This is a genomic window from Paenibacillus pectinilyticus (assembly GCF_001700435.1).
GTDB lineage: Bacteria > Bacillota > Bacilli > Paenibacillales > NBRC-103111 > Paenibacillus_E > Paenibacillus_E pectinilyticus.
Window position 1 is genome coordinate 135,523 of sequence record NZ_LYPC01000027.1, and the last position, 24,022, is coordinate 159,544.

Below are 24,022 nucleotides of genomic sequence, written 5' to 3' on the forward strand. Positions count from 1 at the left end.
AGATCATTTGGATGCGTTTTCATCTCGGGTATGATAAAAACAGGTTAAACAATCAACCGAGTTAAAGAAACATTCATTGGAGGGGTTTCAAGAATGGGAAAAAGTAAATTCGTAAGCACGGTGCTAGTGGGCGGACTTGTTATGCTGAGTGCATTGACAGGATGCTCCAAGGATACGGCAGCACCAGCAGCAGCTTCAGTTAAACCAGCCGAAAGTAAAGCCGCAGCAGCGACGCCAAAACCAGCGGATCCTGTTAAGTTAAAACTTGCGATGTGGGATGCCAAAGGGGATCTTAAATTCTGGACAGACAAAGTGAAGGAATACACGAAGCTCAAGCCGAACGTGACTGTCGATATTGAGATGGTACCAGATAACGGCGGCCAATACTTAAAGGTGCGATTAGCTGCTAATGATTTACCTGATTTGTTCTACCTAAAGCCTGCACAAATGCAAATTTACAAACAATCCCTTCTTCCACTCGATGATTTAGCAGGGGCCAAGAATAATAAGTTTCCGGCGAAGATTGATGGGAAAATATTAGGCGCACCGCTCGTTTCATTCTCGGAATTTGTCTACTTCCACCCAAGCATTTTCAAAGAGTTGAACTTGGACGTACCGAAAACGATGCCTGAGTTCCTCTCAACGTTGGATAAAATTAAAACGAATGGTAAATATACGCCAATCGCAATCGGCGGCAAGGAAGACTGGACGTTCTATCCATTCATGGAGTTCGGCCCCCACATTATGTCCGGGGATGAGAATTACTTAGCGAATTTGGCTAAGACACCGGAGCCTTTCGGAGATGGCAGTACATTTGATAAAGCTGGAAAGATCATCAAAGAAATGGCAACGAAGAAGCTGGCGGGACCTGATGCCCTATCCATTTCCTTTGATCAATCCACACAATTATTTGAATCCAATAAAGCAGCCATGATTGCTGCAGGCCAATGGTATTATGGTGATTACGCGACTAGAGTGAAAACAGATGAAGATTTAGGTGTATTCCCACTTCCTTTCCGCAGCACAGAAAGCGAGCCGTTAACATCCATGACTGTATCGGATATGAATATCGGTATTAACAAAAACAGTAAAAATGTAGAAGAGGCGAAAGCATTCTTCGACTGGATGTTTAGTAAAGATGTGTACCAATCCTTCATTAATATGGCGCAACAGTTCTCAACAATTAATGGCGTGAGCACGGACCTTCCCTTCTTTAACAAATGGACAGAAAAATATCCGTTTAAACCATTCATCTACTCAGCAACGGATGAAGGCTTTGCCAAAGTAAGCGGTGCGGCACAATTTGATTTCAAAAAAGCTGCACAGGAAATATATTCGGGTAAACCAATCGACACCTTGGAAAAAGAATTGAACAACAAGTGGAAGAAAGCGGTTGAATCAAACAAATAGGTAATTAAATAGAGGGTGCTATCTGAGCGATTGGAATAGTGCCCTCTCTTGTATACAGGAGTGATTACATGAATTATCGCATGCAGCAGAAAGTCGTCATCGTTTCGTTTCTATTCGTACCTGTTGCTCTCTTACTATTGTTTTTGATCTATCCGACTTTGCAGTTGTTTCGCTACAGCTTTACGAGCTGGGATGGGTATAGCCCGAGTTTTAAGTACATTGGCTTTAACAACTATAAGCAAATGCTGTTTGATTTCCCTGAGGCTTGGCATGCCATTAGAAACAACGTCACTTATTTCATTTTACATGCCATTGCCATACCGTTCGAAATCATAATGGCTGTTCTCTTAACAAGAGCACTTCGAGGGAGCGCGTTTTTCCGTTTCTCGGTGTTGATGCCTTACATTATCAATGGTATCGCGGTGGCGTATATGTTCAGTTACATATATAATCCGATCAATGGTCCGTTGAATGAGCTTTTGAAAGCGATCGGGCTTGAATCCTGGATTCAAAGCTGGCTGAGCGATGCGAGGATTGTGAATTATTCCCTGGTTGTTGTTTCTTTGTGGCGTTACAGCGGCGTGCATATCGTGTTGTTTCTAGCTGGCCTTCAATCGATACCGAGGGACCTGTACGAAGCGGCAGAAATTGATGGGGCAAACTTTTGGCAGCAGCAAAAGTATGTAACGCTCCCAGGCATCCGACGCGTCATAGAAATTATACTATTCATGAATGTATCTGGAGCCCTTCTACAGTATGACATTCCGCTTGTTATGACGAACGGCGGGCCAGGTAGTGCAAGCAGCACATTTGGACTCTTTTCACTCCAAACGGCATTTACTTACAACAATTACGGTCTGGCCTCAGCGATGGCCGTTATTCTTTTACTAATGATTATCATTTTTTCATCGCTGCAAGCTTGGATCGTGAAAGACAGGAGTGAGGCTTAACATGGAACGTGCACTATCGCTTGAACAAATGAGGAAGCAGCCGCTGCCAAGCCGTACGCGATCAATGAGCAAACAGCGTATAGCAGCTAATATCGTGTACTATGTGCTTTTTACGCTTATGGCTATCTTGATTTTCGTACCGATTTTACTCGTTGTATTTGGTTCGTTTAAAACGAATTTGGAGCTTGCCGAAACATCGCCGTTTTCGCTTCCAAGGAGCTTTCTTCATATCGATAATTACGTGAGTGCTTTGAAAGAAGGCAACATGATTCGTGGGCTTGGTAACTCGATCCTGCTTGTCGTGTTGAGTATGCTTGGCAATATGCTGCTCGGGACGATGACCGCGTTTGTACTTAATCGGTTTCAATTCCGAATGAAAAAGTGGATTCTCCTTCTTTTTATGATGGCGATGATTATTCCGGCTTATACGACAGAAATTGCTCGCTTTCAACTCCTGCATACACTCGGCGTTTATAATACGCTCGGGGCACCGCTTCTGATTTATATTGGCACCGATATTATGCAGATTTACATTTACATGCAATTTCTCGAAAAGATTTCGGTACAGCTTGACGAGAGTGCGATGCTGGATGGTGCTTCGTATGTTCGAATCTTCCGTTCGATCATTTTCCCGCTGCTGCTGCCTGCCACGGCAACTCTGGCGATTTTAAAAAGTGTAACGATTATGAATGATATTTTCGTTCAGCAATTATATATGCCTAATAAGAAGTTGGCGACGTTGGCTACCTCATTGACTTCCTTTGTGAGTACGCGCAGTTCAGACTTGTCTATGCTCTGTGCAGGTATTATTATCGTGTTATTGCCAAGTGCAATCTTCTATATTGTTTTTCAAAGATATATTTTTAAAGGACTTATGGATGGTGCGGTGAAAGGATAATACGAAGGAATCAACTTCACAGATGGGGGATGGACAGGTTGTTTAAAATGATGATTGTCGACGATGAACCGCTTGTTCGTCTAGCGCTTCTACATATGATTGACTGGGATAGTATGGACATCCAGGTGGTTGTTGAAGCGGAAGATGGCATGGAAGCTCTTGCTATTCTAGAGCAGCACGGCGATATCGATCTGATACTGCTTGATATTGAGATGCCCAGATTGAACGGCATTGAGCTGCTGCGAGCGCATCCGGCAATTATACAGAAGCGAAGACCTGTCGCGATCATGCTAAGTGCCTACAGCGATTATAGCTATGTCAGAGAAGCTTTTTTGCTTGGCGCCATTGATTTCATTGTGAAGTCGGATATGGATGAGGAACACTTGGTACCCGTAGTTTTGAAGGCAGTCAATGAACTTCGAACACAAGAGACTTCAACGCCTGTTGTCCAACGTGCAGATGAAGAGATCGACAGAAAAAGTGAAATCCTTAGGCAACTCATATCCCTCAATCCCCAGCAGGATGAATCGGCTTATGTTGCTGCAGGTGCTGGTATCTTGGAGTGGCTAGAAGAATCGAATCAGTTGGTTGCCGTCATTAGCATTTCGCAAGGCTCATCTGAGGCTGTAAGGACGGGGAGAAGTTTAAAAGATGACCAGACGCAGCGGTTTATTATGCAATCCGTGCAAACCGTTCTGGAGGCTATGTCACTGAAGCATCTCTTCTATGAGCAAAGCCAGTCGCAATACGTGCTATTCTGTTCGTTCGCAGCATTTCGAAGTGAAAGTGTGATTCGGGAAAAAGTGCAGGCTGCCTTCTCGATGATACAAACGCGACTAAACCAGTATGTTAATGTGTCTGTATCGATTGGGATTAGTGATCTAGATAGCGGGTTGAAGTTGTGGTACCGTTTGTATCAGCAAGCAGCTCATTTAGCATCCATGAGTTATTTTGCTGGATTTAATAAGGTATTCTACCCTGAAAGTTGTATGGAGTTAGGGAAATATGGTACTGAAAGCGGGACTGAGCATGCTCGGAAGCTGCAGGTAACACTGAAAACAACGGGAGCAGGTATTGCGCAGTCGCTAGAACAAAGCAATGCCCAGTTATGGACTAAGGAGTTTGAGCAGATGGAGCTTCTGCTTGGGCAAACATGGGGCTGGAGACCGCAAGATGTTCACACCGCGTTTGAGGATTTGCTTTGGGAGCTTGGGGGGCTGCTTTATCGAAAAGGTATTCGATGGGATGACCTCGACGAAGCACTCCAGCATCCTTTTGAATATATGAAGAGTTTGGAGACATTGGATGAAACGAAAACCTGGCTGCATCGCATTTGCAGTCAGTTATTTCAACACATTCACGGAAAGACATCAGAGGATCACTATAGCAGTGTCGTTTTACTAGCCAAGCAATTTCTGGATCTCCATTACACGGAAGATGTTAACCTTACATTGATTAGCGAGATGGTTGGTGTTAGTGAAGGCTATTTAAGTAAGCAATTTACCAAAGAGCTTGGTTGTAATTTCATCCAATATTTAACGAATTTACGCATTGAGGAATCGAAACGGTTAATGAAAAAGAAGGGGAATAAAATTACGTATATTGCTGAAGCCGTTGGGTATTTGAACGTGGAGCATTTTAGCAGAATGTTCAAGAAAACGACGGGATACAGCCCGAAATTGTATCGGGATAGTAGGATGAACGGGTAAAGGAATTGGACGATCTAAGTGTATTTTCGTTGAGGATACACTTGATTCGTTATGCCTTAGAAGATACATTTTGTATCATGATGAGTGTTGTCGCAATAGGCAAGGCCACTTATGGATCATCCCACTAATAAACAGGAGGTTATGAGATGAGGGCAATCAGGCGTAAATTAAGCGTAATTCTTTCAACTACACTCTTAGCAACAAGTCTACTACCGTTACCAGGTGTGTTACAGGTACTTGGCAATACTACGGCATGGGCAGCGGGTGGGCAGAGCGTAACCTACACGAACGATTTCGAAACAGGTACAGAAGTCAACCTCTCTGATAAAGGGGCTGTAACGTCCGACACAGCGGTAAGCGCAAGGGCTACCTACTCGGAAATGAACGGACAATTTCTAGCTGCGCAAAATCCGAATGGCGGCAATGAAATCTTTTATTTTAACGATATGCCTGATGTGGCTAATGGAACTTTTGAAGCCAAGCTGAACATTGACGGAGGGGCTTCTGAGCAGTTCGGATTCATTGCCAGATATAAGGATCCAACACATTATGCGATGGTTTCCCGTGACACGAACGGTTGGTTGTGGGATGGGAATAATGGGGGCAGTGAAGTGTGGGGTTCCTATCTGAACAAGACGATTAAACTGGATCCAGGTAAAACATATGCTTTCAAAATGACATTCAGCGGGGATACGTACGAGGTCTACATCGATGGTGCGCTTGCTTACACGTCAACCTCAGGAGGCAAGTTGCCTATAGCAGGTGGCAAGGTTGGCTTTCGCTCTTACTTCGCTACCAAGACATTGAATATCGATGATGTGAAAGTAACAGATAGCGATAAGGGGAATGCGGTCGTCTATACTAGGAATTTTACAGATGACGCCACACCAGGCTTACAAATGGGAGCTGCGAGTGCAGTAGTTCCTACGTATTCCCTCAAAACACCTCTACCAGGCTTCACTGGAAAGGTTGCTCAAGTAATCACAACCAATGGCGCAAGCCAAGTGGTGGACAGCAAGTCGCCTTTGGCGATGAATGGAACCTATAGGACCAAACTGCAGCTGAACGGCACTTATAGCACTGCAGGACTTTTGTTCCGATATGTTGATGAGCGTAACTGGAGCTCAGTAAAAACTGATAGCGCTGGTAATTGGACGTTGACGGGGAAAAAAGACGGTGCAGATGTCTCGTATAACTTAACGAGTACGCCTCAACCTCTAAGTCCTGGAACGGTACACAATGTGGGTGTAGATTATGAAGGGGATACCTATACAGTTACCGTGGATGGTGCGGAGATTTATACGGGTACACAAGTGGGGATGGCTGTTGTGAATGGCAGTCAGGGTTACACAGCTAGCTCCACGGGAACATTAACCACCTATATGGATGATATGCAAGTTACGTATAAAGAAGGTGACGTCTACACGCCGCCGAAACCAACGACGTACATCCGAAATTATAACGATGGCTTAACTGGCACTTGGCATAAAATCGATGGAACGGCTTACTCGCCGTCACCAGCAATCGTGAATAATCAGCTGAACATCACGAATCTGTTTGGGGAAATCTATGATAACGATTCGCTGCCGATTCAAGATGGTACATACACCATCAAGTTCAGAACGAATATCGATACGGGACGTATCGGATTTATTTTCAGATACCTCTCACCTTCACAGCCTTACGCGATGATTTACTATAATACAAACGGTAATTGGGGCTGGCAAACGGATGCATCGCATTACGGCGATCTAACTACCAGCGGGCCTAACATGACAGCGAATACCGATTACACACTCAAGATCAAATACATCGGTAAGAACATTAAGGTCTGGTTGAATGACACGTTGGTCTGCAGCGGAAGTGCGGATTTCCCAGTCGCTGAAGGCAAGGTAGGCTTACGAAGCTGGTTTACAACGAAAAATATAACGATCAGTCAAATCGCGCAAGAAGCGTATATCCCGCCAACACCGCCACAACCGACTACGCTGCTGCCGATTTCAATCGCATCTGACAAATTGCGTGTAACCTTGGATAACCGCTTCCCGACCGTACGCAGTTATACGTGGCTGGGCAGTGAGGCTTCGAATGCAACCCTGCAAGGCCAAACTGATTTTCTATACAATGTGAAAATAAACGGCAATGACGGCTTCGCAACGGTACAAAGTGCAACGAAAACGGCAGGGGATACGGTCGTTTATCAACTAGACGTTCCCGTTGTGGACGATAACTCAGAAGAGGCAGCAGGCACTGTGAAGATGACTGTTACGTATAAAGTCACGGGCAATATCGTGAACATGACAACGCATATCAACAGTGAGCCTGCGGGTTATAAAGTACGAACGGTGGAATTCCCCAATCATAAGTTAGTTACGGTGTCGAGCAGCAATCCCGATGCACAAGGGGCGTCCTCTTGGGTAACGGGGGAGTGGAATCAGATGAATGATGAGTTCTATACCAATGACGCCACGTATGGAACGAAATTAAAAGATCAAACGGCAGACAGTAAGCTAAGAACGTATGGTTTTGTTAGTGATGGCACATTGGCGGCAGCGCTCATGAATGACGTTGTTGACACGCCAGCTAAAATTGTCATGAATATTGCCAACGAGCCCGATGACATCAATAAGCAGCTTTCGATGTGGAACGGGGTTTGGAAGGCAAGAGGAGATATCATCGACGACAGCAAATTCCCGCCAAAATTTGATTTCTCATCAAAGATCATCATTTCTCCGGATCGGAACGATGATCGCACAGCGGATTGGAAAGATGCAGCAATTGATTTCCGCAATGTATGGTCAGTGAATCTCCATCCCGGTGCAAGCGAAATTAATAATTATGTCTCTTATATCGCGATGAACTTCAACAGCTTAGCGCAAAACCCATTCTTACGCACATTGGATAATGCGAAGAAGCTTTACAATTTGTACGATGGCTTCGGACAGCTTATTTTGGAAAAAGGATATCAGGCAGAAGGGCATGATGACAGTCATCCAGACCTCGCGGGTCACTTCGGCATTCGTGAAGGTGGGCTGAAAGATTTTAACACACTTGTCGATGAAGGGTTAAAATACAATGTGAAAGTCGGCGTTCATACGAACATTGATGGTCAAGATCCGGATGCTTATTATGCCAAACCCGAAAATTGGGGCAGCACGAGTTCGAACTATGACTGGGTTGATCCTACGTATCCATCTGATCGTGCTAAAGATTTAGCAGGCGGGGATTTGGAGAAAAGATATACACAGCTTAGACAAGAGGTCCCTAACCTCGCAATGATTTATGATGACGTATATAGCGGAGCAGGTTGGCACGCGAATCAATTTGCTAACATTATTCAGAACAAATTAGGCTTCTGGTTTGCGACAGAGTTCTCTGGACCTATGGAGGAAAATGTGATTTGGACCCACTGGGGAACGGATCCTTATTATCCAAGTAAAACCCCGGGCAGTCAGATTATCCGTTTTATTAAAAACCAGTATCAAGACACGTTCCAGGCACCAAGCCCGTATACCAGTGTTTTATTGAGAGGCATGCTGCAAGCTGGAGTGGGTACTTGGCAAGGAAGAACGGACATTCAGAACGGGATTGATTTATTTTATAATAACAATTTGTTAACGAAATATATGCAGCATTTCCCTATTCTGAATACAACGCATGATGCTTCTGGTATGGATAAAACAGTCGTTTTTGAGGACGGAGTCGTCGCTTCCTTGGATGAATATCATGCAGATAGCGCGGATTCTAACTATATCATTGGCACAGCTTCGCTCAAGAAGGATGGTAAAACGATTGCGAAATATGATGTGTTGAACCATAAAGACTGGGGAGACACAGGTGTAGGTCAATTAGATGTAAGTAACCAGAAGAGCCAACTCTTCTTGCCATGGGATCCACAAAATGAATCCAAGATCTACTACTGGAATCCAAAAGGTGGTTCAACAACGTGGGAATTGCCTAACAGCTGGGGCGGTTTATCTTCCATTGAAATGTATAAGCTTACGGACACAGGACGTGTTTGGGATCGTACGCTGCCAGTTACGGGCGGTTCCGTAACGATCAGTAATACAACCATCGGTGTGCCGTATGTGATTTACAAATCCAAAGCGGATGAACAACAGGCAGATACACAGCAAGCTGGTGATTTCGGATTCGGCGGGCCAGTGAAGGATCCAGGTTTTGATAGCGGTACGTTTACAGCCTGGGAGAAAACGTCTACAACGAATGCGACAGCTGCGAATGTAACCGTAGAGCACGATTCGTTGAAGAACAACTTCCTGAAAGCAGCTGGGAAAGACGATGCGACGATTACGCAGAACGTCTATGGACTTGAAGCTGGGAAAACGTACTCTGCCTCCGTTTGGGTAGACATCAATAACGCGACTACATCGACCGGCAGCGAAAATAAGTCACGCAGCACCACGGATAGAACGGTTACGATTGGCGTAAAAAACTACGGCGGGCCGGAAGTAACGAATTTCATCACTTCATCGAAGATTAAGAACTTAGAAGAGCCTAGTAAATTCAAGAATACGTACTATCAAAGGATGAAGGTTGATTTTACGGCGGATGCCACGGGAAAAGCAACGATTTACTTGAAAGCGGATGCCACGAGCGTTGCGAGTTCCAATGTATGGTGGGATGATGTGAAACTGTGGGAGAATCCAAGCAAAACGGATTTTGGCACTCATTACTTCTATGAAGACTTCGAAAATGTCTCAGAAGGTTATGGGCCCTTTATGTTCCAAGCAGCTTCGAGCGGCGGGCAGACGCATTTGGCAGAAAAGGTAAGTGACGCACAGAAAGCAGCTGATCCTACGATTTCACAGCCGATGACCTACGTGATTAATGGGAATTTCTCCTTGAAGTCGAACGAACAAGATTTCATTTCAAATGCAAGTACACCACTTGTTGCTGAGCTCTTGGCAACCGTGCCATCAACGTTGAAACTATTGCCGAATATCCATTATAAAGTCAGCATGAATTATGAGGCGAATAAAGCCGGTCTGTATCAGCTCTCGGCCAAATCAAGATCGAATGGTCCGACCTTTAGCGTGCCGTTGTCTTCTGCAACAGGTACAGGCAAGTCTCTAATTCCTGGTTTTACGCTGCCGATTATCAAATCAACAGGTACTGCGACCGCGGTATTAGATTTTGAAACAGGTGCTAAGGACGACTATTACATTGCAATTGATTCGGTTAAACAAACGGCACAGCCGCAATTATCAGCTATAGATGTTGTACTTGTTGTGGATGATTTGATTGTGGATGATTTAACCCACCCGCAAGCGCTCACAGCTGCACAAGTTGCTGCAGGCATTACGAGCATCGCTGCACCTACGCAGGATGCCAGCAGTTTGATACTGCCAGATGTGCCAGCTGGCTATAGCGTTGCCATTAGAAGTACAGATCAACCTGCTGTCATTCAACTGGATGGAACGATCGTACCCTCTGGTGTGGAGAACAAGGTGAATCTCGTTTTGGAAGTGACGCGGACATCCGATGGTACCAAAGCGGTGACTGTGAGCTTGCCCGTTGTCGTACCAGCTAAGTCGGAACAACCTAATAAAGTTCTTCTCGATGGTGTGAATACGGTCATGACTGGAGGTGCGTTTGATTTGACCTACGGTTTGGCTAATACAGCGGATAACATCTTAGCTCAGGATTTGACGTTTACCTACGATCCAACGAAAGTAGAATTTGTTGGTGTCGAATCTGTCAGTGATGGTTTTACCATTGTGGATAAGAAGCTGACAGATGGTCAGATCCGCATTATTGCGGTCAAAATAGGAGGGGATTCGGAGCCCACTGCTAACAACGATCTGTTGCAGCTTCATTGGAAATCCAAATCACTTCACGAATCGGCGAGTACGACGATTACGATTTCCAAGCTGCTGATCGCGAATGCCATTGGAGATGAAACAAGTCTCGCAGTCACTTCCCATGGCATTGCCATTGCATATGTGGATAAAGCCGCCTTGCAAGCACTCATATCGGAAGCTCAGCAATGGCATGATGGGGCAGCGGAGGGCACGCTAGTTGGTCAATATCCAGTTGGATCTAAAGCGAATCTACTTGCGGCCATTAGTACGGCACTTGCGGTCATTAATACTGCGAATGCTAGCCAAGATGATGTTGCACAGACAGCGAGTACATTAAGTGCTGCACTTGCAACTTTCAAAGCTTCAGTCAATATGGGAACACCAGGAGATCTGAACAACGATACTAGAGTAAGTATTGGTGACTTGGCTATTGTTGCGAAGCACTATGGAGCAACTTCGGCGGATGCTGACTGGAATTCCATTAAAGCTGCTGACGTTAATCAGGACGGTGTGATCGATATTGCGGATCTTGCTTGGCTTGCTACTAAGATTTTGAACTAGTCGTATTATGGCTTCTCAGTTCCCATTTTCACCTTCCGGTACGTACTGGGAGATTGCTCATATGCTTTCTTAAATAGCTTGGAAAAATGGAATTCATCATAAAAATGCAGCTTAGCTGCAATTTCTTTCAACGATAAGCTAGTGGTTTCGAGAGTAACTCTCGCAGCCGCTAGCTTTAGTTTTAAGAGGTAATCGGTTGGAGATAAGCCTGTCAGAGCACGGAACCGGGTGAAAAATGTCGTACGCGACCAGCCACATAGCTGGAGCAGGTCTTCGATCCGAATTTGCTTATCTAAATTTCGATGGATATAAATGAGAATTTGATTGAGCTCACTGTGAGGAGAAAGGGAAACCAAGGAATGTTCCCTAGAAAGCAAGAGTAACAATTCTTGCAGCGAGATGTTGGATGCATATTCATAGCCATGGGGCTGAACAATTAAGCCGTCAATCATCCGTTCGCACAATTGCATGACTTCTGCCATTTTGCCGGTAGAGATCACTTCCATTACTGGCAGTTGTAGATGACGGGTCATGTTTAGCTGACTAAAATCTAGAAAGTAAAACTTCCAATTGTTATTCAGACATTTGTACATGGTAGGAATACTGTCTTCCACGAAGAAAAAGGTGTTTTTCTCCAACTCATACGTATGATTACCCAATGTAATGCTACCCTTCCCATCATAAGTAAGGAAGAGACATGGGATTTTGAAGCCCTCTCGATTCAATACTTCATAGCTATTATCGACTTGTACCTGCCAGATGGAGTGAAATACAGGGAGAGGAACTTCTCTCTTCTCTAACTTATAAGGAATGTTAATAGAGGTCATAGTGTTCTCCTTCGCGTCGTTCTTCAATATTGTACGATTATACATGAAATGATAACGCTAATCCATGGTTGAAATGACCTGTTCAACCTATACTTAAACTATAAGTTAGCCATTAAGAACTTAGGAGAGTGGATGAAGATGATGGTGAAAGTCGGCAACCGTGAACTAGAGATGCATGGGCAGCATTTAGAGGAACTTAGAAGCTCCAATGATATTTTTCATGATATCGGAGCATTGCGTGAGCGAATGGAAGAGGATGGGTACTTATTGATTCGCGGATTTCATGATCGAGACAAGGTGTTGGAAGCTCGTACAAGCATTTTGGAAAAAATGGCTCAGATGGGGAAGTTAGATCGCGACACACAGCTTGAGGATGGCGTGATGGCCGATGGCAGCAAAACCATTTTCATGGGGGGAACGAATGAAGATTTGCCTGCGCTCTTAAATGTTTTGAATGGCGATCATATTATGCGCTTCTTTGATGAATTTCTTGGTGACAAATCGTTAACCTACCATTACAAATGGCTGAGAGCTGTTGGAAAAGGTGACTTCACAGGGGCTCATTATGATATCGTTTACATGGGGAGAGGAACTCATAATGTGTATACGGTATGGTCCCCGCTGGGAGATGTCCCCTATGACATGGGCGGGCTAGCCATCTGCCTGGGCTCACACCGTTTCGAGAAATTGAAGGCATCCTATGGTTCCAAGGATTCTGATCGTGATGGGGTTAATCACTATACGGATGATCCGTTGTTCATTACGGAGAAATTTGGCGGTAAGTGGGCAACGACCGAATTTCAGGCAGGAGATGTACTCATCTTTGGCATGTTCTTGATGCATTGCTCCCTTGAAAATACGACGAACCAGTACCGGATTAGTGTTGATGCGAGGTACCAGTCGGTGAATGAGAAAGTAGATGAACGATGGAGCGGGAAAAAGCCGAAGGGACATTTCAAATAAAGGGGAGAATGGCTGCTGATCAAAGGCAGACCATTCTTTTTTTTGTTTATTTATGCCTACCTGTATGGGAAGTATCCAGAAACCTACTACTTAATATCTTGTAAGAAATTCTAGAAATCACAGAAATTTATCCGTCAGGGGGGTGCTATTATACAAATATAAATAAAGACGAGGTGATGACATGCAAGCGAAATTGGCAGCGGACGCCATGCCCCTTCCCAAAAAGCGGAATTCATGGATAAGAACGATACAGAAGTATAAAGTGTTGTATGCACTCTTATTCCCGGCATTGGTTTACTTTGCCGTATTCAAATATATTCCCATGGCGGGAATCATTATTGCTTTTAAAAACTATAACTTGGCATTGGGTCTATGGGATAGCCCGTGGGTGGGATTGAAGAATTTCAAGGATTTTATTCATGGTGTTTATTTCTGGGACATTATGAGAAATACGATTATCATATCGCTGTATAAGCTATTGTTCGGTTTCTCCGCTCCCATCCTACTTGCGTTGCTTCTTAATGAAGTGTATACCCAATGGTTTAAGAAAGTGGTACAAACGATCACGTATTTACCCCATTTTCTGTCATGGGTCATTGTTTACGGACTGATGGTGGCTTTATTAGCCCCAGGGGATGGCCTTTTTAACATGATTTTAAAGCAAAATGGCTTTGAGCCAATTTCTTTTCTAACGGAACCAGCTTGGGGTAGAGTGCTGATTATCTTATCTGAGATATGGAAGGATATTGGCTGGGGAGCGATATTGTATCTCGCCGCATTAGCAGGCATTGATCCAAGCTTATATGAAGCAGCTCGAATGGATGGCGCTTCCAAGTGGAGGCAGCTATGGCACGTCACATTACCCGGCATTCGAGGCGTCATTGTTCTTATGCTGATCCTGAAATTAAGCCATATTCTGGACGCTGGCTTTGATCAAATATTCATGTTTGCCAACAGCTTTAACCAGGAGAAGATCGACATTATCGACACATGGGTTTACCGTGAAGGATTGGAGCGTCTGAAGATTGGCTTGGCTACTGCAGTGGGATTGTTTAAAGCTATCATCGGATTTGCATTAGTTCTGGCTGCGAACAAGATCGCCAAAAAATTCGATGGGCAAATATGGTGAGGTGGTTTTCAAAATGATCAACATGACATTCGGGGAAAAAGTATGGCAAGCAGCCGTTTATACGATTCTAATTGTACTATCACTACTTTGCTTTCTTCCCTTTTTATATGTGGTTGCTGTTTCGGTGACGTCAGAATCGGAAGTGTTAAGAAGAGGAATTGTAATTATTCCAGAATCCTTTACCTTTGTAGCGTATAAAGAAGTTTTCATTTCTCATGGTATCGGGCAGGCGTATAAAATTACGTTGTTTCGAACGATTGTAGGCACAGCGCTAAATGTGATGTTTACGATCATGGCAGCTTATCCGTTATCCAAAAAATACTTACCAGGACGCAGCATATTTCTAATATTCATTGTGTTTACCATGATGTTTGGTGGAGGGCTGATACCCACTTATCTGTTAATCCGCTCTCTAGGACTGCTGAACAGTCCGTGGGTATTGATTATTCCCACTCTCATCAGTGCATTTAATCTGGTGATCATTAAAGGCTTCTTCGAGCAATTGCCTGCTGAAATCGAGGAATCGGCGAGGGTAGACGGCGCAAGTGAGCTTCAGTCGCTATGGAGTATCATTTTACCCCTGTCCATGCCCGTACTTGCTACTGTTTCCCTATTTTATGCCGTGGGGCATTGGAACAGTTATTTTGATGCCATTGTTTATTTGAACGATGCGAACTTAATGCCACTGCAAGTTGTCTTGCGCAACATACTCCTTAACGTTTCAATACAAAGTTCTGAATCGATGGCCAATTCCGCAACGGTTAGCAAGTTTGCCGTGCAAATGGCTGCTGTTATCGTGACTACGGTTCCCATTTTGATCGTTTATCCATTCATGCAAAAGCATTTTGCTAAGGGTGTGCTCATGGGATCGATTAAAGGTTAAAAGGAAATTCCTACCTAGGTTGTTACGGGGACACCGTGATAATATATAAATAAGTAAAAGGAGAGGTCAATATGCAACGTAAAAAGATTACATGTACTGTTCTGGCTGCTATTGTAGGGCTGGGAACGCTATTGTCAGCATGTGGGAACCAAGATGAAGTGAAGCCGACAACTTCAAGCAGCCCTCAATCTGAGGGTAACAAGTTTGCTACCAAAATGAAAATTTCGATGTTTAACCAAGGTACGTTTAATGCTGCCGCGCCGATACCTCCACGTGAGGAAGATATTCAACGTCAAATGTTGGAGAAGGCAGTGAACATTGACTTGGATATGATGGTTCCTCAAGCAGGGCAAGCGACAACCAAACTAAATACCCTCATTGCTGGCGGGGATATTCCCGATTTGCTTTTCTTGAAGAGTCGAGCCGATCTCGCGCAATATTATGATCAAGGTGTTCTTGCGGATTTGACGCCATACTTGGATCAATTCCCTGAACTAAAGAAGCGTTTTGGTCAAGACTCCTGGGAAGCGACGACCTATCTGGGAAAAACCATCGGAGTTCCGGGTTATGATAATGTAAACGGTATCAGTCGCAGCTTCTTTATCCGCAACGATTGGTTAAAAAAGCTGAATATGAAAGTGCCGACAACCCCTGACGAGCTGTTTGAAGTGATGAAAGCCTTTACAGAGAAAGATCCAGACGGAAATGGTAAAAACGATACGTACGGATTCATTGGCGGTATGAATAAAGAAGGCAACCTGCAAACCTATGGCTTCGATAGCTTGATGTGGATGTTTGGTGTTAATCCGCCTTCCGCCATTGATGTGAAAGACAATAAACCGGTGTTCCTATTTACCGATCCCAAAATGAAAGAAGCGCTCGCTTACATCAATAAAATGATGACAGCGAAAGTTGTGGACCCCGACTGGGTGACGATGACTACGCCTGATTTATTGGACCAAAAGTTATTTAAAGGTAAAGTTGGCTTCATGATCAGAGATGCACGCAGACTGGAGCCGGATTATCAGCAGAAAATGAAAGAAATCGGCGGAGAGGTACCGGAATGGATCGTCATTCCTCCAATGAAAGGGCCATATGGCGATCAAATTGTAGAGAGAAAATCGTTCCAAGGCAATTCGTGGGCCATTTCCAAGAAAGCGGACAAGGACAAAATCATTCGAATCTTGTCTATGCTGGAATATCTCTTTACGGACAAAGAAGCCTATCCGTATTTCGCATACGGGCTTAAAGGCATTCAGTGGGATATCGTGGATGGTAAGGTCAAAAATAAAAACTCTGAATTATCCAAGGAAGTGAAAGAAAAGTACCTATGGGTTGATCATTATAGAATGCCGCGTCGTGGCGATGATGCCGAGTACTTCAGCTTCCAGAATCCGAAGACGGCAGAAGCGTTCACGAACAATCAGCAATATGTGGGTCCTACGTTGCCCGGGAATTTATTGACTGCAGACCCAAGCGATACCTTGGCAGCTGACCGCACACGATTCATTAATGAAAGCTTAGTTAAATTCATGACGGGTAAAGACCCTCTTACCAACTGGGATACTTTCCTCCAAACATTAGATACCAAGTTCGACATGCAGAAATATAAGGATACAGCTGTTAAGCAATTTAAAGAAGCTGGCCTAATCAAGTAAATAAACGAAGAGAGTGGCGATAAATCGCCCCTCTCTTTGTTGTCCTATGCTATGCTTAGTAGAATACGGATTTAAAAGGAAGATGACCGATGCGAAGAAGAATCAGCTTGCCTTTAAAACTATTTTTGATTGTGTTTGCGTTTGTATTAAGCTGCATCATCTTAATAAGCCAATTGTCCTATCGCTATGTTCAAAAGGAAATAAGAACCAACGATATTTATTACATGAACCAAATTTTGGACAAAGTTGACCAGTATTTAACAGTTAATTTTTCTTCCTTCCAGACGATCTTATTCTCGGTAGAAACGTCGGTGAATGCCAACATTGACAATACAGAAGTGATCAAAAAGCAATTAAGAGAGCTATATGAACTCAACAGTAATTACGTCAGCAACATTTACTTGATCAAAAGTGATTTATCCATTCTAGGCGGAAGTACGACTACGCGAATTTTTGATGAGCCTTTATCGGACAGAAAACCTTTGTTTGATGCGGCCGATAAGAACAGACGAACGACATATGTCAGTGATCCCTATAAATCGAAGTATTCCGGCTGGACCGTTACGATGGTGCGATATTTGAACGGCTCTCCGTTTCCTATGGCCATTGCAGTCGATTTGGATCTAAACGCCATTGAAGAAACCTTGTTCAAGATTAATAAAAAAGAACAAATGAATCTGGCTCTGATCACCCCATCGGGCAAAATTATTGCTGGATTTTCGGAAAATAGAGGACCGCTGAATATCCAAGATCATACTTTTTCAATCGGGGAAACGTCAGCGGAACAAATTTTGGATACGACGGGAACAAGCCTTCAACTGCATACAAAAGAGGGCTTACCAGTCTCCATTCTGAAGAAACCGACGGAGAAATTCAACTGGTCCATCATTTCGATTAACGATGAATCTCGTTTGGAAGCAGCGTTGTCCCGGTTGGAAACCTTTTATATCGGACTTCTAGTAGCAGGTTTTCTTTTAAGCTTGTTCATTTCCTTTTTGATAGCCAAATATATAAGGAATCCGCTCTATGCACTCAAAACAAAAATGAAGCGGGTAGAGCAAGGCGATTTGACAACAACAGTTACCATTAAGCGAAACGATGAATTCGGCGACCTTTCCCGTGCCTTCGACCGTATGCTGCAGCAAATTGTGGAACTGATCCGGCGAGGAGAGCTTCATAATGAACTGGAGCGAAAGCTGGAAATCCAAGTGCTGCAATCTCAAATAAATCCTCATTTTCTGTATAATACGCTTGGATCTATCAGCAATGTCATACGCCTCGGCCAAATAGAGAAAGTGGATGTGGTGATCGCGTCTCTCATTGCATCCTTGGAATACGGGATCGCCGATGCCTCGGAGAAGGTTTCACTACGGCAGGAGTTGCAAAACGTAGCGGACTATATTGCGATCCAGAACATTCGATATAACAGGCACTTCAACTTGATTGAGCGTATCGAAGATGGATTAATGGATTTCCCGGTTTTTCGAATGCTGCTGCAGCCCATTGTGGAGAATAGTATCTTCCATGGCTATAACGGAGGGGGAATCGAAGGTCCGATTACGATTCATGCGTACAGGAAGGGCGACATCGTTATGATCGAGGTCATTGATCAAGGCGAGGGAATTCCAGCGGATCGAATCCAGCATATTTTAACGACAGACCCGAGTGATCTGGAAGTAAAAAGGAAAAGAATTGGATTACATAATATTCATGGTCGAATAAGACTTCACTACGGGGAGCAGTTCGGGCTCCAAATTATAAGCATACCGAAGGAAATAACCCGTGTCCGCGCCGTATTCCCGGTAGGTTTGTTTGAAGGAGATGCATGATAAGTGAGAGACTACACCTGCTTCATCGTGGACGATGAAGATCTAATCATTCAACGATTGGAACTATTTTTTAGCGAACTCTCCCAGAAAGAAAGTCGATTCCAGTTAGTGGGAAAAGCGAATAATGGGCAGAAGGGGATAGAGGAAATTTTAAAGCTAAAGCCGGATATCGTTATCTCGGATATCGTTATGCCGCGAATGGATGGGATAGCGATGATCGAGCAGTTAAAGCCAGATCTGCCGCATACCCAATTCATTCTGTTGACCGCCTATTCGTCATTTGAATACGCACAGCGAGCTATTCACGCCAATGTATTGGAGTACATCGTTAAGGTTCCGTTGAATGAAGCGGATTTGGATCGAGCTTTGATGAAGGCAGCTGGAAATTTAGATGAGGTTAAGAAAAAAGAAGAGGAATTACAAACATTAAACGTATCTGTTCTTGAAAATAAATATAGAGTCCGCAAGCAATTTTTCAACGAGCTGATCAGAGGCGAAATACCTTCTCATCGGGCATCGAATTTCGCGAATCGGATGCAGTTCCATTTCTTCCAAGCTAACTATTGCTGCTTTATTGTTGAAATGAATCAGTATGAAAGTTTCCGAAATGAATATTCGGCAGTTGACCAAAACATCCTGAAGTATGCAATTACGAATGTCATTGAAGAAACGGTTATGAATTGTGGCAGTGGTGTAGCTACAGATTTGTCTGATAATCGTTTTATTGGTTTCCTTTCTTGGGAAAATAATCGTAGCAGCATGGATACGGAATATGCTTGCCAGGCATTGGGAAGCCAGATTGTCTCTCATATTCATCAATATTTGAATCAAAGGGTATCCGTAGCTTTTGGCAGTCCGCATCGAGGTTGGGAATCGATCAAGCAAGCTTATACAGAAGCTCACAATGTGAGTGAGGATTTCTATTATCATGCAGAGAAAGTTGTCAAAACACCGGCGCATCGGTTCCATTACCATAATGACAGAAGAGTGGACTTTCAGCAGAAACTGGCTGAATTTCTTGGTTGGGTGCAAAGACAGGTTGCCAAGGCAGAGCTGGAGAAAGAATTTGCGAATTTAAACCAATTTGTCACCGATCATAAAATCCATAAGACCATCATGGCTCCGATGCTTTGGGATTTTTACAGAGACATTACGGCAAAATTTAAATCGGGGAACACACTAAACATGGATGTAGCGGAGTTTCCCATCGAATTTATGGCATTTCAGGAGCAACTAGCCTATATTAGTGACTTTACATTCGAATATGTTCACGCTGGTCAACTTTTACATCGGGCAGAAATTATGGGTGCTATGCGGTTTATAGAGAAAAATTTGAAACAGCGTTTAACTTTGGAGGCGATTGCCGAGGATGCGAATTTAGCGCCATCGTATTTTAGCAGCCTCTTTAAAAAAACAATGAACGAAGGCGTTATCAGCTACATCAATCGAAAAAAAATACAACTGGCTCTCGAGTTGTTAAAAGTTCAGGATTATTCGTTATTGGAACTTTGCGAGGAAGTAGGAATTGTCAATGAAGGGTATTTTTGTAAACTATTCAAAGAATACACGGGGGATACACCTAAGCAATATCGGATAAAAATGACACGGTATGAATCGAAATAAGTTTGCAAAAAAATGTATGAGTTTTTCGCGAAATTATGTAAAAAAACGGGGTTTAAAAGGACTACCATGAGAGATGTATCTTATCATGGAGGTTATCAAAATGGAGCTTATTAAAGCGGATGTAACCGTCGTAGGCGGAGGAATTGCAGGAATATGTGCCGCCATTGCTGCTGCTCGTCAAGGGCTGCAAGTATCACTTATTAATGATCGGCCGGTTCTGGGTGGGAATGCCAGCAGCGAGGTTAGAGTTCATATTAATGGGTCTGCCTATCTCGGAAAAAGTCCATCCTATTATGCGCGTGAGGGCGGGCTGGTGGAAGAGCTAAAGTTAAAGATTTTCCACTATAATCCGTTGTATAACAAAAAGCTTATGCTTTCGCTTTCGGATACGGTCTTGTTGGATATGGTCTATGATGAGCCTAATATTTCGCTATTTCTGAATACATGCGTGCATGAAACAGGCATGGAGAACGGCAGAATCAAATGGGTGGATGGCCTTCAATTAGCTTCCGAAAGGAAATTTCGTTTTGAAAGCCGAACCTATATCGATTGCTCCGGCGACGGGATTGTCGGATTTCAGGCAGGTGCTCACTTCCGATGGGGGAGAGAAGCGAAGCATGAATACCAGGAGGACTTGGCTCCTGAAGTGGCGGACCACTACACCATGGGAGACACGATCCTTTTCCAAGCCCGCGATGTAGAGTATCACGTGCCGTACAAGAGGCCTGGCTTTGCGTATGATATTACGAAGCTGCCCTTTTTTGATAGTATCCGAAAAGGTTTGAACCATCGGTCTTTTCCTAGAAAAATCAACGGACTCGGCGGATTGTGGTGGCTGGAATATGGCGGGCATATGGATATTATCACAAATAATGAAGACATCGCACTAGAGCTGCGGAAATTGGTTTACGGGATTTGGGATTATATCAAAAATAGCGGCGAATTTGATGATGTGGACAATCTTATCTTGGATTATGTATGCCCCATTCCGGGAAAACGGGAATCGAGGCGGTTTATTGGGAATCATATGTTATCTCAGAACGATCTTACGGCAAAGCCCCATTTCGATGATGCTGTATCCGTTGGGGGATGGTATATGGATTTACATGCGGCAAAGGGTATCTACGATAACGGACCAGCTACTGCCTGGAATTTCGTACCGGGCTTGTACAATATTCCGTTCCGCAGTTTATTTTCGCAAAATATCCCTAATCTCATGTTCGCTGGTCGCAATATCAGTGCTACCCATGTTGCTTTCGGATCGACAAGGGTAATGGCAACCTGCGGTTGTATGGGGCAGGCGGTTGGGACGGCCGCTTCATTATGCCTGAAATATGAGATAGACCCCGCAGATATCGTCGAAGCACATATGGGGGAGCTGCAGTCGCTCTTGCTTCGAGATGGGCAAACGATTGTAGGGCTTAAAGAGGAGTTGGATCCTTACTTCGCTGACGGATTACAAATTCGTGCCTCGTCTCAGCGCAGCTATGACAATCTTCATCCAACTGAGGCGATACCCTTGGAGCAAGGGGTATGTTTGGTTGTGCCGATTCAGACATCTGTGGTGGAGAGCGTGCGGATCCCAATTAAAAATAGTTCCGAAACTTCGGAAACGCTGCATGTGAAGTTGTTTGGCGGGGATCGGAAGGAAAACTATATTCCTACCAGCCCGTTAAAAGAGTACAGCTTGGCTATTGCAGCCGGTTATGACGACTGGATTACGCTGGATTTGGGCTGCACGAAGCCAGCGGACGACAAAATTTATGTCGTGCTGGAAGGTACCGAGAGGCTTGCTGTATACGGTAATGAAGAGAAGGTAACAGGAGCGGTCAGCTTCCATTATAGGCCGGAAGAGCCATCGAAGCTAAAGAAATTTAATAAGAGCATTTGCTTTAAGGACCTGTTGCCAGCCCAGAATATGTATAATCCCGAGAATGTCATCAATGGCTATTCCAGACCTTATGGTTTGCCAAATGGCTGGATTTCCGAACGTACGGAAGGACAGGAATGGTTGGAACTTTGTTTTGCAAGTCCTAAAAATCTGGATGAAATCCATCTTGTTTTCAATTCGCAGCTGGACTTGGAGCATTTTGACGATCCGATTGAGTCTCTTATCCAAGACTATGATGTGACCTTGACCTTAGAAGACGGTACCGAGAGGCAAATCAGTATCCGTGGAAATTATCTCACGTTGAATAAGCATAAAGTGGATGCGACATATGTAACTCGAATCCGGATTCATTTCTCCGCAACGTACGGTTCGCCTTATCATGAAGTGTTTGCTGTCAAATTGTTTGCTCCTAAAAACGATAAGTGAGGACAGGTGAAGTAGCGATGCAGGAATTATTCCCTCGAAGAGGGTTACCTAATGTCATTCAGAAGTTGGAAAATGGGGAAACCGTGACAATCGTCTATTTTGGCGGCAGTAATACGCGCTCTGCAGGATACAGGGTCATGACGGCGGATTGGCTGCAGGGGCAATATCCCAAGGCGGATATCCGCCCTGTGAATGCAGGCATTGACGGTACGGGTTCGGATTTGGGCTGTGCCCGTTTGGAGACGGATGTGCTTCGCCATCAGCCTGATCTCGTGTTTGTTGAATTTGTCGGTAACGATGGCGGTGTTCCTGAATCGAAGGCACGGATTGAAGGCATTGTCCGTCAAATCCGTAAGCGGAATCGGTTTACCGATATTCTATTCGTTTATACACTGAAGGAACGGGATGTGGCAGAATTTCAGTCTGGGGAGATCCAGAAGGGAGCGATTATGCAGGAGGAAGTGGCTGACTATTACGGTATTCCTTCGATCCATCTGGGTGTAGCGGTCAGTCAATTGGTGACGGAGGGCAAGCTTATATTTACTTCAGGGGGCTCAGGTGAAGGAGAGACCATTCCTGGTGCTGTTGTTTTTACGCATGATGCGATCCATCCGATCATTCCCGAGGGGCATCAGATTTACACGGATACGATTACTCGGTCATTTGAGGCGATTCGTGAACTTCAAGATCGTTCAGGAAGTGTTGAACATAACTTGCCTCAGGATCCTCTGATTCCAGCCAACCCGTGGGAGTACGCAGCTATGCTGCCGCTGGATGGCCATGCCCATTTATCCCCAGGATGGTCCTACGTGACTCCCGATGATTTTGAGCTGGCCCGCAAGTACGATTGGTTGTTTCCCGGTCTTTGGCGAGCAGTCGATCCTGAAGAGGCTATCACGGTGCAGTTCCAAGGTACTCACATCGGGCTGTTCGATATCGGGGGGCCTGATTCTGGCAGATTGAAGGTGACGGTGGATGGCGGGGAGCCGTTCCTTGTCGACCGATTCACACCGTACAACGATCATAATCGGAATCAGTATGTGTTCTTACCGGAGCTTCCGAATGGGAACCATACGGTTCGTTTCGAAATCGATAACGAGAAGACAGACAAAGCGGCTGTATTTGAGGCATCCGGCAATGAACGAAGCAGAGAGCATGTTCAGCAGCACTTGGATTGGTACAATCAAACGGTAATCCAGCTGGGGAAATTGTTGTTGGTGCAGCCGCCAGTATAACGGATGTGTTCCTTGAAAGACCTAGATGGCATCTAACTGCTGCCCAGCAGTGTAGTGCCATTTAGGTCTTTTGCTTAAAATCGTATAAGAAATTCTTGAAATCAAAGAAATTTCATGGTGAAGTGACATGCTATGATAAAAAAGACGGAGGAGGATTAGTCTAATGGATCGGGCTAATTGTTTCTTTGCGATCATGCTAATAAAGGAG

14 protein-coding genes are annotated in these 24,022 nt (G+C 44.3%); 13 read left to right on the forward strand and 1 reads right to left on the reverse strand.

The features are described from left to right. Nucleotides 1-93: 93 nt before the first annotated feature. The 5 genes from A8709_RS22475 (at nucleotide 94) to A8709_RS22495 (ending at nucleotide 11,350) form a co-directional block, all read left to right on the forward strand. Nucleotides 94-1,410 (forward strand): ABC transporter substrate-binding protein, encoded by a 1,317-nt coding sequence (locus A8709_RS22475; protein ID WP_065855361.1) that lies wholly within the window; start codon nucleotides 94-96, stop codon nucleotides 1,408-1,410. Between the two features lie 68 nt (nucleotides 1,411-1,478). Then, nucleotides 1,479-2,360: a carbohydrate ABC transporter permease gene (locus tag A8709_RS22480; protein ID WP_065855362.1), complete on the forward strand. Its 882-nt coding sequence runs from the start codon at nucleotides 1,479-1,481 to the stop codon at nucleotides 2,358-2,360. A gap of 1 nt (nucleotide 2,361) precedes the next feature. Next, complete coding sequence (locus A8709_RS22485) at nucleotides 2,362-3,258, forward strand: carbohydrate ABC transporter permease (protein WP_244163290.1); 897 nt, start codon at nucleotides 2,362-2,364, stop codon at nucleotides 3,256-3,258. A gap of 47 nt (nucleotides 3,259-3,305) precedes the next feature. Next, the gene (locus A8709_RS22490; RefSeq protein ID WP_244163327.1) at nucleotides 3,306-4,967 is read left to right on the forward strand and encodes a helix-turn-helix domain-containing protein; all 1,662 of its coding nucleotides are present in this window, start codon (nucleotides 3,306-3,308) and stop codon (nucleotides 4,965-4,967) included. A 146-nt stretch (nucleotides 4,968-5,113) separates the two neighbouring features. Then, a complete protein-coding gene (locus tag A8709_RS22495; RefSeq protein WP_065855367.1) occupies nucleotides 5,114-11,350 on the forward strand; it encodes an endo-alpha-N-acetylgalactosaminidase family protein in 6,237 nt (2,078 codons plus the stop codon). Between the two features lie 5 nt (nucleotides 11,351-11,355). Here A8709_RS22495 and A8709_RS22500 read toward each other — a convergent pair whose 3' ends face one another. Continuing rightward, nucleotides 11,356-12,177, reverse strand: a complete 822-nt coding sequence (locus tag A8709_RS22500; RefSeq protein ID WP_065855369.1) for an AraC family transcriptional regulator — start codon at nucleotides 12,175-12,177, stop codon at nucleotides 11,356-11,358. A gap of 138 nt (nucleotides 12,178-12,315) precedes the next feature. Here A8709_RS22500 and A8709_RS22505 point away from each other — a divergent pair, with 138 nt between their 5' ends. From A8709_RS22505 to A8709_RS22540, 8 genes are all read left to right on the forward strand, one after another. After that, nucleotides 12,316-13,140, forward strand: a complete 825-nt coding sequence (locus tag A8709_RS22505; protein WP_065855371.1) for a phytanoyl-CoA dioxygenase family protein — start codon at nucleotides 12,316-12,318, stop codon at nucleotides 13,138-13,140. A 181-nt stretch (nucleotides 13,141-13,321) separates the two neighbouring features. Then, nucleotides 13,322-14,269 carry an ABC transporter permease gene (locus tag A8709_RS22510; RefSeq protein WP_065855373.1) on the forward strand — a complete coding sequence of 316 codons (948 nt, stop codon included), beginning with the start codon at nucleotides 13,322-13,324 and terminating at the stop codon, nucleotides 14,267-14,269. A 13-nt stretch (nucleotides 14,270-14,282) separates the two neighbouring features. Beyond that, nucleotides 14,283-15,152, forward strand: coding sequence for a carbohydrate ABC transporter permease (locus tag A8709_RS22515; RefSeq protein ID WP_065855375.1), 870 nt, complete (start codon nucleotides 14,283-14,285; stop codon nucleotides 15,150-15,152). Between the two features lie 71 nt (nucleotides 15,153-15,223). After that, on the forward strand, nucleotides 15,224-16,810 hold the full coding sequence (locus A8709_RS22520) for an extracellular solute-binding protein (protein ID WP_065855377.1): 1,587 nt from the start codon (nucleotides 15,224-15,226) through the stop codon (nucleotides 16,808-16,810). 89 nt (nucleotides 16,811-16,899) lie between these two features. After that, nucleotides 16,900-18,639 (forward strand): sensor histidine kinase, encoded by a 1,740-nt coding sequence (locus A8709_RS22525; protein WP_065855379.1) that lies wholly within the window; start codon nucleotides 16,900-16,902, stop codon nucleotides 18,637-18,639. A gap of 3 nt (nucleotides 18,640-18,642) precedes the next feature. Beyond that, nucleotides 18,643-20,262, forward strand: a complete 1,620-nt coding sequence (locus tag A8709_RS22530; RefSeq protein ID WP_065855381.1) for a response regulator — start codon at nucleotides 18,643-18,645, stop codon at nucleotides 20,260-20,262. Nucleotides 20,263-20,362: 100 nt separating this feature from the next. Continuing rightward, nucleotides 20,363-22,579 (forward strand): FAD-dependent oxidoreductase, encoded by a 2,217-nt coding sequence (locus A8709_RS22535; protein WP_084225315.1) that lies wholly within the window; start codon nucleotides 20,363-20,365, stop codon nucleotides 22,577-22,579. A 17-nt stretch (nucleotides 22,580-22,596) separates the two neighbouring features. After that, nucleotides 22,597-23,814, forward strand: a complete 1,218-nt coding sequence (locus A8709_RS22540; RefSeq protein ID WP_065855384.1) for an SGNH/GDSL hydrolase family protein — start codon at nucleotides 22,597-22,599, stop codon at nucleotides 23,812-23,814. Nucleotides 23,815-24,022: the final 208 nt, after the last annotated feature.